We start from the raw sequence: 13,103 nt of genomic DNA, 5'->3' as shown, positions 1-13,103 counted from the left end.
TGGAAGGCGCGCTGCTTCTGCGGCGCGCCTTTCGTCTTACAAGGAGTACCTGCCATGGCCCGCCCCGTTCCGGGAGAGCTCACCTTCGTCGCCCCTCGCGGGGCCAAGAAGCCGCCCCGGCACCTCGCCGACATGACCCCGGCCGAGCGCCGTGAGGCGGTCGCCGCGATCGGCGAGAAGCCGTTCCGGGCCAAGCAGCTCTCCCAGCACTACTTCGCCCGGTACGCGCACGACCCGGCCGAGTGGACCGACATCCCGGCCGGCTCGCGGGAGAAGCTCCAGCAGGAGCTGCTGCCGGACCTGATGAGCGTCATCCGGCACATCTCGTGCGACGACGACACCACCCGCAAGACCCTGTGGAAGCTGCACGACGGCACGCTCGTCGAGTCCGTGCTCATGCGCTACCCCGACCGGGTCACCATGTGCATCTCCTCGCAGGCCGGCTGCGGCATGAACTGTCCGTTCTGCGCCACCGGCCAGGCGGGCCTGGACCGCAACCTGTCCACCGCCGAGATCGTGCACCAGATCGTCGACGGCATGCGCTCGCTGCGCGACGGCGAGGTCCCCGGTGGCCCGGCCCGGCTGTCGAACATCGTCTTCATGGGCATGGGCGAGCCGCTCGCCAACTACAACCGCGTGGTCGGCGCCATCCGCCGGCTCACCGACCCGGAGCCCGACGGCCTCGGCCTGTCGCAGCGCGGCATCACCGTCTCCACCGTCGGCCTGGTCCCGGCCATGCTGCGCTTCGCCGACGAGGGCTTCAAGTGCCGTCTCGCCGTCTCGCTGCACGCGCCCGACGACGAGCTGCGCGACACCCTCGTCCCCGTGAACACCCGCTGGAACGTCCGCGAGGTGCTCGGCGCCGCCTGGGAGTACGCCGAGAAGTCCGGCCGCCGGATCTCCATCGAGTACGCCCTCATCCGCGACATCAACGACCAGGCCTGGCGCGGTGACCTCCTGGGCAAGCTGCTCAAGGGCAAGCGCGTACACGTCAACCTGATCCCGCTCAACCCGACGCCGGGCTCCAAGTGGACCGCCTCGCGGCCCGAGGACGAGAAGGCCTTCGTGGAGGCCATCGCCCGCCACGGTGTGCCGGTGACCGTACGGGACACCCGGGGTCAGGAGATCGACGGAGCGTGCGGCCAGCTGGCCGCCTCGGAACGCTAGATTCCGCCTCTGTTCGACGCTATTCGGCCACGGGGTACCCTGTGGCCGAACCAATTTCATATTCCGACAGGGGAGCGCCACAGCGCTGAGAGTGCGGTATCCGTCATCCGCAGACCCTCTGAACCTCGCCCCGGTCATTCGGGGTAGGAAGTTCGGTCACCACTCTTGCTGTTGCGCCCTGCCCGGCGTCCGCTCTCGCAGAGCGCCGGGCAGGGCCGCGTCTTCTCCTGGACATCCCAGGAGGAATCAACCGATGAGCACCACCAAGAAGATCGCGGGCGTCGCGCTCGTGGCCGCGCTGGGCGTCACCACGCTCAGCGCCTGCGGCGACACCGAGGACAAGCCCGCCGGCGCGAGCGACGCCCCGAAGTCCAAGACCGTCACGCTCGTCTCCCACGACTCCTTCAACGTGACCGAATCGGTCCTCAAGGAGTTCGAGCAGCAGAGCGGCTACACGGTCAAGGTGCTGAAGTCCGGGGACGCCGGCGCGGCCCTGAACCAGGAGATCCTCACCAAGGGCTCCCCGCGCGGCGACGTCTTCTTCGGCGTCGACAACACCCTTCTCTCGCGCGCCCTCGACAACGGCATCTTCACCCCGTACGAGGCCAAGGGCCTCGCCGAGGTCAAGCCCGAGTACGTGCTCGACAAGGAGCACCGGGTCACCCCGATCGACTCGGGCGACATCTGCGTCAACTACGACAAGGCGTACTTCGCCGAGAAGAAGATCGCCCCGCCGCAGACGCTGGACGACCTGACCAAGCCCGAGTACAAGAACCTGCTGGTCACCGAGAACGCCGCGACCTCCTCGCCCGGCCTCGGCTTCCTGCTCGCCTCCGTCGGCAAGTACGGCGAGGACGGCTGGAAGGACTACTGGAGCAAGCTCAAGGCCAACGGCGTCGAGGTCGTCGACGGCTGGGAGCAGGCCTACAACGAGCGCTTCTCCGGCTCCGCGGGCGGCAAGAAGGCCAAGGGCGACCGCCCGCTGGTCGTCTCGTACGCCTCCAGCCCGCCGGTCGAGGTCCTGTACGGCGAGCCCCAGCCGACCGAGGCCCCCACGGGCGTGGCCACCGGCACCTGCTTCCGCCAGATCGAGTTCGCGGGCCTGCTCAAGGGCGCCAAGAACGAGGAGGGCGGCAAGGCCCTCGTGGACTTCCTGGTCAGCAAGAAGTTCCAGGAGGACATGCCGCTCCAGATGTTCGTGAACCCGGTGACGAAGGACGCCGCCCTGCCGGAGCTGTTCACCAAGCACGGCGTCGTGGTCGAGAAGCCGGAGAACGTGGCTCCCGAGACCATCGCCAAGAACCGTGAGCAGTGGGTCAAGGCATGGACCGCGCTCGTCGTGAAGTAAGCGGTACCAAGGAGCCGGGCGTGGCGTCGGGGGGCGCCACGCCGGGCTCCGGCCCCCGCGAGGGGGCACGGGCGACCGCCGTGCGGTTCGCCCTGATGGCCGTTCCCCTCGCCTTCTTCGGCCTGTTCTTCGCCTACCCCGTCGCCGCGATCGTCGGACGGGGCCTGAAGACCGACGAAGGATGGCAGTTCGGCCGGTTCGCGGAGGTGCTGGGCCGCCCCGACATCGCCGACGTGCTGTGGTTCACCACCTGGCAGGCGTGCGCCTCCACCCTCCTCACCCTGCTGATCGCCCTCCCCGCCGCATACGTCTTCGCGCGCTTCGAGTTCCCGGGCAAGCAGCTGCTGCGCGCCGTGGTGACCGTGCCCTTCGTGCTGCCGACCGTCGCGGTCGGCACCGCTTTCCTCGCGCTGCTGGGACGGGGCGGGCTGCTGGACGAACTGGCGGGGGTCCGGCTCGACACCACCGTCTGGGCGATCCTGCTCGCGCACGTCTTCTTCAACTACGCCGTCGTCGTCCGCACGGTCGGTGGGCTGTGGGCCCAGCTCGATCCGCGCCAGGAGGAGGCCGCCCGCGTGCTGGGCGCCGGCCGGTTCACCGCCTGGCGGCGGGTGACGCTGCCCGCGCTGGCCCCGGCGGTGGCCGCCGCCTCCCTGATGGTGTTCCTGTTCACCTTCAGCTCCTTCGGCGTCGTACTGATCCTCGGCGGACCCGCGTACTCCACCCTGGAGGTGGAGGTCTACCGGCAGACCGCGCAGCTCCTGGACCTGCCGACGGCGGCCGTCCTGACGATGGTGCAGTTCGCCGCGATCGGCGCGATCCTCGCCGTGCACGCCTGGACCGTGCGCAAGCGCGAGACCGCGCTGCGGTTGGTGGACCCGGGCCGCACCACCCACCGGCCGCGCGGCTGGGCGCAGCGCACGCTGCTGGGCGGGGTGCTGCTGACCGTCGCGCTGCTGATCGTGGCGCCGCTGGGCGTCCTGATCGAGCGGTCCTTCGACACGCCCGGCGGCTACGGCCTCGGCTACTACCGGGCTCTGCGGGACGCGGGCGCCGGCGGCGGGACCTTCCTGGTGGCGCCGCTGGAGGCGATCTGGAACTCCCTGCAGTACGCGCTCGCCGCCACCGCGATCGCCCTGGTCGTCGGGGGGCTCGCGGCCGCGGCGCTGACCCGGCGCGGGGGCCGCTTCGTACGCGGCTTCGACGCGCTGCTGATGCTGCCGCTCGGGGTGTCCGCCGTGACCGTGGGCTTCGGCTTCCTGATCACCCTGGACGAGCCGCCGCTGGACCTGCGGACCACGTGGATCCTGGTGCCACTGGCACAGGCCCTGGTGGGCGTGCCCTTCGTCGTACGCACCATGCTGCCGGTGCTGCGCGCGGTCGACGGGCGGTTGCGCGAAGCCGCCGCGGTGCTCGGCGCGTCGCCGCTGCGGGCCTGGCGCGAGGTGGACCTTCCGCTGGTGCGGCGGGCGCTGCTGATCGCGGCCGGGTTCGCCTTCGCGGTGTCCCTGGGGGAGTTCGGCGCGACCGTGTTCATCGCGCGGGCGGACCGGCCGACGCTGCCGGTGGCCGTGGCGCGGCTGCTGGGGCGGGCCGGTGAGCTGAACTACGGGCAGGCGATGGCCCTGAGCACGATCCTGATGCTGGTGTGCGCGGTGTCCCTGCTGCTGCTGGAGCGACTGCGACCCGACAAGACCTCCGGAGACTTCTGATGACACTGCTTCAGCTGGAGGGGGTGTCGGTCCGCTTCGGTGAGCGCGCGGCCCAGTACGCCCTGGACGGCGTGGACCTCACGGTCGTCGAGCACGAGGTCGTGTGCGTGCTGGGACCGAGCGGCAGCGGCAAGTCCACGCTGCTACGGGTCGTCGCCGGACTCCAGCGGCCGTCCGCCGGGCGGGTGCTGTTGGGCGGCGCCGACCAGGCCGGCGTCCCCGTGCACCGGCGGGGCGTGGGCCTGATGTTCCAGGACCACCAGCTCTTCCCGCACCGCGACGTCGGCGCGAACGTCTCCTTCGGGCTGAGGATGCGCGGAGCCGGACGGGCCTCGTCCGCGGAGCGGGTCGCGCAACTGCTGGAACTGGTCGGGCTCCCAGGGGCCCAGGCCCGGGCGGTGGCCTCGCTGTCCGGCGGTGAGCAGCAGCGCGTCGCGCTGGCCCGGGCACTGGCCCCGTCACCGAGGCTGCTGATGCTCGACGAACCGCTGGGGCAGCTGGACCGGGGGCTGCGCGAGCGGCTGGTGGTGGAGCTGCGCGGGCTGTTCTCCCGGCTGGGCACGACCGTCCTGGCCGTCACGCACGACCAGGGCGAGGCCTTCGCACTGGCCGACCGGGTGGTGGTCATGCGGGACGGCCGGATCGCCCAGGCCGGCACCCCCCTGGAGGTGTGGCAGCGGCCCGCGTCGGAGTTCGTGGCCCGCTTCCTCGGCTTCGAGAACGTGGTCCCGGCCGTGATCTCGGGCGACGCGGCCGCCACCGCGTGGGGCAAGGTCGCGGTACCGGACGGCTCCCCGGAGGGGGAGCAGCGGCTGCTGATCCGCCCGGCCGGGGTCGTGCTCTGCGCGGCGGGCCTGCGGTGCGAGGTGGTGTCCCGTACCTTCCGCGGCACGCACGTCGCCCTACGGCTGCGGCCGGAGGCGGGGCCGGTGCTGGAGGCCGAGTGCGGCCTGGCGGGGGCGCCGGCCGTGGGCGACCGGGTCGCGGTGACCTTCACCCCCGCCGAGGTGGTCGTCCTTCCGCCGGAGACCCCCTGACGGGGGTGTCCGTCAGGGACGGATGCCGTCGCAGGCGATCGGCAGGTGGCGCGGGCCGCGCAGGACCGAGTTCTGACGGTACTGCGGCGGGTCCTCCAGCAGCCGGGGGTTCTCCAACCGGCGGGCGAGCTCGCTCAGCGCCAGCTGGGCCTCCTGCCGGGCCAGCGGCGCCCCGAAGCAGCTGTGGATGCCACTGCCGAGGCCGAGGTGCTGGATGTCCTTGCGGTCGGGGTCGAAGCGGTCCGGGTTCTCGAACCGCTTCGGGTCACGGTTCCCGGAGGCCAGCATCAGCCACACCGACGCGCCCTTGGGGATCGTGACTCCGGCGACCTCGATGTCGGAGAGGGTGGTGCGCTGGGGCAGCAGCTGTACGGGCGGCTCGTAGCGCAGCAGCTCCTCGACGATCGGGACCGCCAGATCGGGGTCGTTGCGCAACCGCTCCAGGGCCTCCGGGTGGCGCAGCAGCGTCAGCATCCCGTTGGTGATGAGGTTGACCGTGGTCTCGTGGCCCGCGATCAGCAGCAGCGCGGAGGTGCTGAGCGCCTCCATGGTGGTCATCGCGCCGTCCGGGCCGTCCGCCGTCGCGAGCTGGGACAGCATGTCGTCGCCGGGGTTCTTGCGGCGTTCCTCGATCAGCCCGGCCAGGTACATGCCCAGCTCCATGCGGGCGTCCGTCGAGCCTTGGCCGCGCTGGGTGGGGTCCGCGTCCGGGTCGGGGTCCAGGCTGGCGGCCAGGGTCTCCGCCCAGACGTGGAAGCGGGGTTCGTCCTCGCGGGGGATGCCGAGCAGCCGGCAGATGACCGAGACCGGGAAGGGGTAGGCGAACTGGTCGACCAGGTCGATCCGGTCCAGCTGCCCGGTCTCCTTGATGCCATCGATCAGCCCGGTGACGAGGCCGCCGAGTTCGTCGCGCATGTCGTGCACCCGGTGCGGGGCGTGCGGCGGGCCGAACGGCCGGTTCGTCATCCGCCGCAGCCGGTCGTGGTCGGGCGGGTCGAGCTTGAGGAAGGACGGGGGCAGCGTCGTGCCCTCCTCGTCGGACTGCTCGCCCAGCAGATCGTCCCCGGTCGCCTTCAGGTTCTTGGCGTCGGAGCTGATCCGAGGGTCGTGCAGCAGGCTGTGGATCTCGTAGTACGTGCTGACCACGTAGGGGCCGTCCCCGTCGTGGGACACCGGGGTCTTGCGGAGCTCCTCGTACAGCGGGTACGGATTCGCGCGGTTCGCGTAGTCGATGATCTCCCGCAGCAGGGCTTGGGTCATGACAGGTCCTCGTGATCCTCGGGGGAGGGCGCGGTGCGGCGCGGCCGGTGGCGCGGGGCGGAGGTGAACGTCATCTTCCGGGGGTGAAGGTCATCTTCCGGTCGGCCGGTGAATAGCCGCTCAGCGTGATGGTCGGCCCGTGGGTGGGGACCGACGGGTCCGGGAAATCGGCCGGCAGCGGCTTGGCTCCGTCGGGCCTGCGGTCCACCGTGGAGAACTCCGGCGGGAACGGGGCCGTGGCCTCGATCTGCTGCTCGTAGAACGGCAGCCAGCGGCAGTTGTCGAAGGTGACGGCGGCGATCAGACGCCCCTGGTACCCGTAGGCGGCGGCGAACCGGCGCTCGGCGAGCGAGCCCTGGGTGATGAGGATCTCGGTCCCCATCGGCGGTACCCCGACCGACTTGATGTTCACGCCGAACTGTGAGGACCAGAACGCCGGAACCCACAGGTGGGGGCGGCGGTCGGCGCTCTCGCTGAGCATGTTGTGCGCGGCGGTGTCGGCCTGGGCGACGGCGTTGCCCCAGTGCTCCAGCGACAGGAACTGGTAGCCGAACAGGGCGTGCGGGGAACGCGCCACGTCACCCGCCACGTAGATGTCGTCGGTGACGATGCCGCGGACGTCGAAGGCCCGGCAGCCCGCGTCGCAGGCGATGCCCCGCGGACCCGCGCCCAGCCCCGAGCCGGCGAGCCACTCGGTGTTGCGCTGCGCGCCCAGCGAGACGACCACCACCTCCGCCTCGATGGTCGATCCGTCGGAGAGGTGCGCGGCGCGGACCCGCCCGGAGGGGTCGCCCTCCAGCGAGGTCACCATGACCCCGGTCCGCAGGTCGACGCCGTTCTCGCGGTGCATCTCGGCGGCCACCGCGCCGATCACCCCGCCCAGCGCGCCGACCAGCGGCGCGTCGCCCCGTTCGGCGACAGTGACGTCGAGGCCGCGCTCCCGGCACGCGGAGGCGATCTCGGACCCGGTGAACCCGGCCCCGATGACCAGCACCCGGCGGGGACCGGCGGCCAGGGCCCGTTGCAGCCCTTCGCCGTCGTCGCGGGTGCGCAGGACGAACACGCCCTTGAGGGCGCCCTCCTCCGGGTTGGGCCACGGCCGGGCGCGTACACCGGTGGCGATCAGCAGCCGGTCGTACTCGACCTCGTCGCCGTTGCCGAGCTTGACCCGACGGGCAGCCATGTCCAGGCCGGTGGCCGGGACCCCGAGCCGCCAGTCGGCGTCGATCGCCCGGCGGCGGGGGAGCGCCGTGTGGTCGGCGACCGCGTTGCCCAGCAGGACCTGCTTGGACAGCGGCGGCCGGTCGTACGGCTCGTACGGTTCGTCGCCGATCAGCGTGAGCGAACCGGCGAAGCCCTTCTCGCGCATGGTCTCGGCGGCCCGCAGACCGGCCAGAGAGGCACCGACGACGACGATGCGGCCCTCGCGCTTGAGGTGCTCCAGGGCTCCGTCGTGTGTTCCTGCAGCGGTCACTGGGCGCCTCCGGAACGGGAACCGGCGCCGGCCACGGCATCCGGGGTCACCATGTTCGCCATGTCCTCGTCCGTGATCTCCAGGAGGATGGCCTGCACCGGGCAGGCGGCCACGGCACGCAGGACGTCCTCGCGCTGCGCCGGATCCGCCTCAGGGTTGTAGAGCAGCGACTCGTCGCCGTGCATGGCGAAGACATCGGGAGCGAGGAATGCGCACTGGGCGTATCCCTGACAGCGGTTGAGGTCGACGACAAGCCTCATGACGGTTCTGCCTTTCCCTCGGCCGTTCCTCCCCGTCACCCCCCCGGAGTCCCCCGGTTCTTCCCCTTCCCACCAGCATGCACGCGGCGCTCGCGGGCCGCCTGCCGGAGTAAGGACCTCCAGGTCAGGGCGGTTCCGTGGGGGTCGGAGGCCGGTGGGCGGTGCCGCGCCGGACGCGCAGGATGTACAGGCTGACGATCAGTGCCCAGGCCGGGAACACCATCTCGGACCAGGGCACTCCGGAACCGACCACGAGCAGCACCAGGCCGACGACCGTGCCCAGCAGGGCCAGCGGCCGCGGGAAGACGCCGAGCATCCGCCCGATCGTCGAGGTCGCGAGGACGAAGACGGCCGCCATCCGCATGGCGTACGTCGCGAGGAGGGTGTAGGCGTAGTGGCGGCCGAAATCGGAGGGCGTGCCCTCGGCCAACACCGTGCCGGCCGCCGCGGCGGAGGCGAACAGGGTGGCCACGAAGACGAATCCGCTGCCGAGGAACACGGTGGCGACGAAGCGGTCCTCGGCGGAGCCCGTGTGCGCGCGCAGGGCGCCCATGAACCAGAGGAAGAAGATGCCCGCGAAGGGCACGATCTCCAGTGCCACTTGGACCGCCCAGTGTTTGTCCGGGTCGATGGGCACGTCGGCGGCGTTGCCCGACGGGACGGCGATCCGCATCAGGACGATCGCGACCCCGAGCAGCAGGGCGAAGGCGATTCCGGCCATCCCGGCCGCGCGTGGTGTGTTGAGCCGATCGGTCGTGGGACTCACGGACCCTCACTCTCTCCCCCGGTCCAGCAAGCGGCAGTCATCGCCGCGCCACCACCGGGGGCGGCCGACCGGGTGAGGGGCCCGGCCGGCCGGTGGGTCAGCCGACCGGCTCCGGTACCGGGGCGACGGCTCCCTCGTCGGCCCCCTCGTGCTTGCCGTACCAGGCGACCGCCACCGCTCCGGCGACGGCCATGACGAAGCCGAGGACCGCGAGCCAGGCCAGGCCGGGGCGGGAGGCGTCGCCGAGCCACAGGACGCCGATGGCGCCCGGCAGGACCGTCTCGCCGACGACCAGCGCCGCCGTGGCGCCGTTCACCGAGCCGATCTGGAGGGCGACCGTGTGCAGGTACATGCCGCCGATGCCGGCCACCAGGATGGCGTAGAGGGCCGGGTCGGTGAGGAGGGTGGTGAGGTCGAACGGGTCCACGCCGTTCAGGATCCGGACGCCGACGCCGAGCGCGCCGAAGCCGAGCCCCGACAGCAGGCCCGCCAGGATCGCGGCGCCGCCACCGAGGAGGCGTACGGCCACGGTGCCGCCCACCATCAGCAGCAGGGTGATCCCCAGCAGCCACCAGTGGGTGGACATCGGCGCGTGGTGGCCGCCCTCGTGGCCCGCGGCCGTGGCCAGCAGCACCAGCGCGGTGCAGACGACCCCGATCGAGGTCCACTCCTTGCGGCTCAGCCGGATGCCGAGCATCTTCACGCTCAGCACGGCCGTGATCACCAGGTTGGCGCTGATGACCGTCTGGGACAGGAAGAGGGGCAGCAGGCGGGCGGCCAGGGCCCCGAGCCCGAAGCCCACGAAGTCCAGGATGGTGCCGACGATGAATTCCCAGGTCATCGCCGCTTTCGCGGTGGACGACAGGTTGGGTCCGCCGTGGGCGGTCACTCCGGCGGCGGTCGGGGACATGCGTGCGGCGCGGCGGGAGCCGACGGCTTGCAGCACGGATCCCGTGCCGTAGCAGATGGACGCCGCGACAGCGGTCAGCAGGCCTATGAGCACCAAGGGCTCCGTTCACGTCTGGCAGGTTTTGCGTTACCTCTGCCAGACGTGAGAACGGCCCGGAAAGTTGCTTCCGGAGCTCAGTTCATCGAGGCGAGGACGTCCGGGACCTCGTCCACCGAGTCGACGAGCGCGATCCGGGACTCCATCGCCCGGCCGCGCGCCAGTGCCTGGAGCAGGGGCCAGGCCGGGAGGTGCTCGGTCCAGTGGGCGCGGCCGACCAGGATCATCGGCGCCGGCTCGCCCCGGGACTCGTAGTAGTTCGCGGTGGTGTTGTCGAAGATCTCCTGGACCGTGCCCGCCGCGCCGGGCAGGAAGACCACGCCCGCGTTCGAGCGGGCCAGCAGACCGTCCTCACGGGTGGCGTTCGCGAAGTACTTCGCGATGTGTCCCGCGAAGGCGTTCGGCGGCTCGTGCCCGTAGAACCAGGTCGGGATGCCCACCGAGTCCCCGCCGGCGGGGAAGCGCTCGCGGACGGCGAAGGCCGCGCCGGCCCACTCGGACACCGACGGCGCGAAGGAGGGGGCCTTGGCCAGCAGCTCCAGGGCCTCGGCGAGCGCCTCGTCCGGGGCCGGTGCCAGGTAGGCGCCGAGGTTGGCGGCCTCCATCGCGCCCGGGCCGCCGCCGGTGGCCACCATCAGCCCGGACCGGGTGAGCGCCCTGCCCAGCTCGGCGGCGCCGCGGTAGTGCGTACCGCCGCGGGCCATCACGTGGCCGCCCATCACGCCCACGACCCGGGCACCGGCGAGGTGCTCGTCGAGGGCGTCGGAGATGGCGTCGTCGTGGACGGAGCGGAGCATCGCGGCGAAGACGTCGCCGTCGGACCTGGTCTCCTGGAACCAGGCGAACGCCTCGGCGTCCGGGGTGGCCTCGTACCCGTCGGGCAGCCCGGTGAAGAGCTCCTCCGGCGTGTACAGCAGACCCCGGTACGGGTCGAACGGCAGGTCCGGTACGGGCGGGAAGACCAGCGCGCCGTCGGCGCGGACCTTCGCCGCCGCGTCGGGCTCCATCGCGCAGCCCAGGAACACGGCCGTCGAGGTGTCGGCGGCGAGCAGCGCGAAGGTCCGATCCAGCAGGTTGACCGACTGGATCCGGTAGCCGCTGAGCGAGCCGCGCGCCACGACCTGGTCGAATTCGGCGAGCGTCTCGATCTCGATGTCTGGGTTGACCATTCGGCCCACCCTAAGGGCTGCTCGCGTCAGCGGGTCAACGCCAGCGACGTCAGCTGCGCCACACCCCAGCTGAGCGGTACGCACACGGCCAGGAGCGCGGTGGCCCGCAGACTCGCGGCGGTGCGCAGCACGTTGGACGGGGCGCCCAGGTCGAGCAGGGCCCTGCGTCCGGGCTCCCGGCCTCGGCGGGCCTCCACCACGGATGTGAGAAGGGTCGCGGCGGCGCACAGGGCCACCAGCGCGACGGCCGGCCAGGTCAGCGGGCCCAGCGGGGCGGGCAGCCCACCTCGGTCGCGCAGGGCGAACGCGGTCAGGGTGCCCGCGGCCACCGAGCAGAGCACGCCCAGCGGAGGGCCGATCCGGGGAGCCTCCTCCTGGAGGGTTCGCCCCGCCAGGAGTCGCAGCGCTCCCGGGCGCACGGCTTGGACGAGGCTCCCGCAGGCGTAGGCGAGCCCCGGTCCGGCGAGGGCGAGCCCGACCGCGGTCAGGGACCAGCCGATGAGCATCCCCCCGTCGCCCCGGCCGGCGTAGGCCGAGGCCGCGAGCCCGCAGGCGGTCAGCGCGATGCCCCAGGGCAGCCCGGTCCGGGGGGCGAGCGGCGGGTGCGGGCGCAGCGCGAGGGCGGTGGCGGCCGAGGCGGTCAGCGGGATCAGGGCCAGCAGGGTGAGGGCGGCGGCCACCGGCAGCGGCTGGTCCGCGTGGAGCAGCGCCGCCCCGGTCCCGTCGAACGGGAGCCCGGCCAGTTCCCCGCGCAGGTGGAGGAAGACGGCCAGGGCCAGGGCGCTGCCCAGGGCGCAGGCCACGGCGGTGGAGATCGCGGCGGCCAGCATGAGCCGAACGGGTCCCAGCCCGGCGGCGTCGAGACCCTCGCGGGGCTGGGTGGCGGGGTCGGCCCGGGCCACCACGACGGCGAAGTGGACGGTGACGGCCAGCGGGATCAGGGCCCACAGCAGGCGAGGGAACGATCCGGCGGGCTGGGCCACGGCCCCGGCGAGTACATAGAGGAGCAGGAAACCGGTTCCGGCCGAGGCCGCGGCGACGAGGAGCCGCCGCAGCTGGACGAGCGGCCGGGAACCGCGGGCTAGGCGGAGAGCGAGCACGCGGCCTGGTCCTCCGTGGTGTCGGCGACGGGGGAGGCGGCGGCCGCGGCCCCCGCGAGGCGGCCGTCGAGCAGGGCGATCCGGCGGTCCGCGACGGCGGCGGTGGCCTCGTCGTGGGTGGCCAGCAGCACGGTGATGTCGTGGGAGCGGGCCGCGGTGGTGAGCGTACGCAGCAACAGGGCCCGCTCGGTGCGGTGCAGCGGGGCGGTGGGCTCGTCGGCGAAGATCACCGCGGGCTCGTTGACCAAGGCCCGGGCGAGCGCGACCCGCTGCGCCTCGGCACGGGTCAGCGCGGCGGGGCGCTTGCGGGCGAGACCCGCGATGTCGAGCCGGTCCAGCCATTCGCAGGCGGCGTTGCGGGCGGCGCGGTGGGAGGCCCCGGCGAGCAGCAGGGGCAGGGCCGCGTTCTCCCAGGCCTTCAGCTCGGGCAGCAGCTGGGGCTCGTGGCCGATCCAGCCGAACCGGTCGCGGCGCAGCCGTTCGCGGATGAGCGCGCCCATGGTGTGCACGGGGACGCTGTTGAACCAGACCTCGCCCTGTTGGGGCCGCAGTTGCCCGGACAGGCAGCGGAGCAGGGTGGTCTTGCCGCAGCCGCGGGGGCCGGTCAGGGCGAGGATCTCACCCTGGCGGACACCGACGGAGACGTCGACGAGGGCGGGGGAGCCGTCGTGGGAGTAGTGAAGGGACCGAGCCCACAGGACGTCATTGTCAGGCGGGGCATTGTCCGGTGGAGCCACCATGGCGTACACCTCCGTCCGAGGGAACGAAGCGGAGCCGGTCGAAGTCACTGGCGCCGCAATGAGA

At 72.4% G+C, this 13,103-nt stretch carries 12 protein-coding genes; 4 read left to right on the top strand and 8 right to left on the bottom strand.

The genetic code is table 11. The features are described from left to right. The first annotated feature begins 54 nt into the window (after nt 1–54). The 4 genes from rlmN to ACWG52_RS10975 all read left to right on the top strand — a co-directional run bounded on the left by rlmN (nt 55) and on the right by ACWG52_RS10975 (nt 5,264). Nucleotides 55–1,167: a 23S rRNA (adenine(2503)-C(2))-methyltransferase RlmN gene (gene rlmN / locus ACWG52_RS10990; RefSeq protein WP_033222940.1), complete on the top strand. Its 1,113-nt coding sequence runs from the start codon at nt 55–57 to the stop codon at nt 1,165–1,167. Between the two features lie 253 nt (nt 1,168–1,420). Further along, nucleotides 1,421–2,515, top strand: a complete 1,095-nt coding sequence (locus ACWG52_RS10985; protein WP_389805151.1) for a thiamine ABC transporter substrate-binding protein — start codon at nt 1,421–1,423, stop codon at nt 2,513–2,515. A gap of 95 nt (nt 2,516–2,610) precedes the next feature. Further along, nucleotides 2,611–4,227: an ABC transporter permease gene (locus ACWG52_RS10980; protein ID WP_453129059.1), complete on the top strand. Its 1,617-nt coding sequence runs from the start codon at nt 2,611–2,613 to the stop codon at nt 4,225–4,227. Then, nucleotides 4,227–5,264 (top strand): ABC transporter ATP-binding protein, encoded by a 1,038-nt coding sequence (locus ACWG52_RS10975; RefSeq protein WP_453128576.1) that lies wholly within the window; start codon nt 4,227–4,229, stop codon nt 5,262–5,264. The genes ACWG52_RS10980 and ACWG52_RS10975 overlap by 1 nt, the downstream gene beginning before the upstream one ends. 12 nt (nt 5,265–5,276) lie before the next feature. On the opposite strand, the gene ACWG52_RS10970 is transcribed toward ACWG52_RS10975, so the two are convergent. From ACWG52_RS10970 to ACWG52_RS10935, 8 genes are all read right to left on the bottom strand, one after another. After that, nucleotides 5,277–6,524, bottom strand: a complete 1,248-nt coding sequence (locus tag ACWG52_RS10970) for a cytochrome P450 (protein WP_389805145.1) — start codon at nt 6,522–6,524, stop codon at nt 5,277–5,279. Nucleotides 6,525–6,594: 70 nt separating this feature from the next. Beyond that, on the bottom strand, nt 6,595–7,998 hold the full coding sequence (locus tag ACWG52_RS10965) for an NAD(P)/FAD-dependent oxidoreductase (RefSeq protein ID WP_389805141.1): 1,404 nt from the start codon (nt 7,996–7,998) through the stop codon (nt 6,595–6,597). After that, nucleotides 7,995–8,258: a ferredoxin gene (locus tag ACWG52_RS10960; protein WP_051763473.1), complete on the bottom strand. Its 264-nt coding sequence runs from the start codon at nt 8,256–8,258 to the stop codon at nt 7,995–7,997. The genes ACWG52_RS10965 and ACWG52_RS10960 overlap by 4 nt, the downstream gene beginning before the upstream one ends. A 124-nt stretch (nt 8,259–8,382) precedes the next feature. Beyond that, entirely contained in the window at nt 8,383–9,024 is a 642-nt protein-coding gene (locus ACWG52_RS10955; RefSeq protein ID WP_389805137.1) for a hypothetical protein, read from the bottom strand. A 97-nt stretch (nt 9,025–9,121) separates the two neighbouring features. Continuing rightward, on the bottom strand, nt 9,122–10,027 hold the full coding sequence (locus tag ACWG52_RS10950) for a DMT family protein (protein ID WP_389805135.1): 906 nt from the start codon (nt 10,025–10,027) through the stop codon (nt 9,122–9,124). Between the two features lie 80 nt (nt 10,028–10,107). Next, a complete protein-coding gene (locus tag ACWG52_RS10945) occupies nt 10,108–11,199 on the bottom strand; it encodes an LOG family protein (protein ID WP_453128572.1) in 1,092 nt (363 codons plus the stop codon). Between the two features lie 26 nt (nt 11,200–11,225). Beyond that, complete coding sequence (locus tag ACWG52_RS10940; RefSeq protein WP_389805129.1) at nt 11,226–12,299, bottom strand: hypothetical protein; 1,074 nt, start codon at nt 12,297–12,299, stop codon at nt 11,226–11,228. After that, nucleotides 12,281–13,039, bottom strand: coding sequence for an ABC transporter ATP-binding protein (locus ACWG52_RS10935; RefSeq protein ID WP_161289912.1), 759 nt, complete (start codon nt 13,037–13,039; stop codon nt 12,281–12,283). Before ACWG52_RS10935 ends, ACWG52_RS10940 begins: the two co-directional genes overlap by 19 nt. Nucleotides 13,040–13,103 lie beyond the last annotated feature (64 nt).

Source organism: Streptomyces sp. CLCI03 (assembly GCF_053615355.1).
Note: the sequence above shows the minus strand (reverse complement) of the source record. Positions and strands in the feature narration are given on the sequence as shown.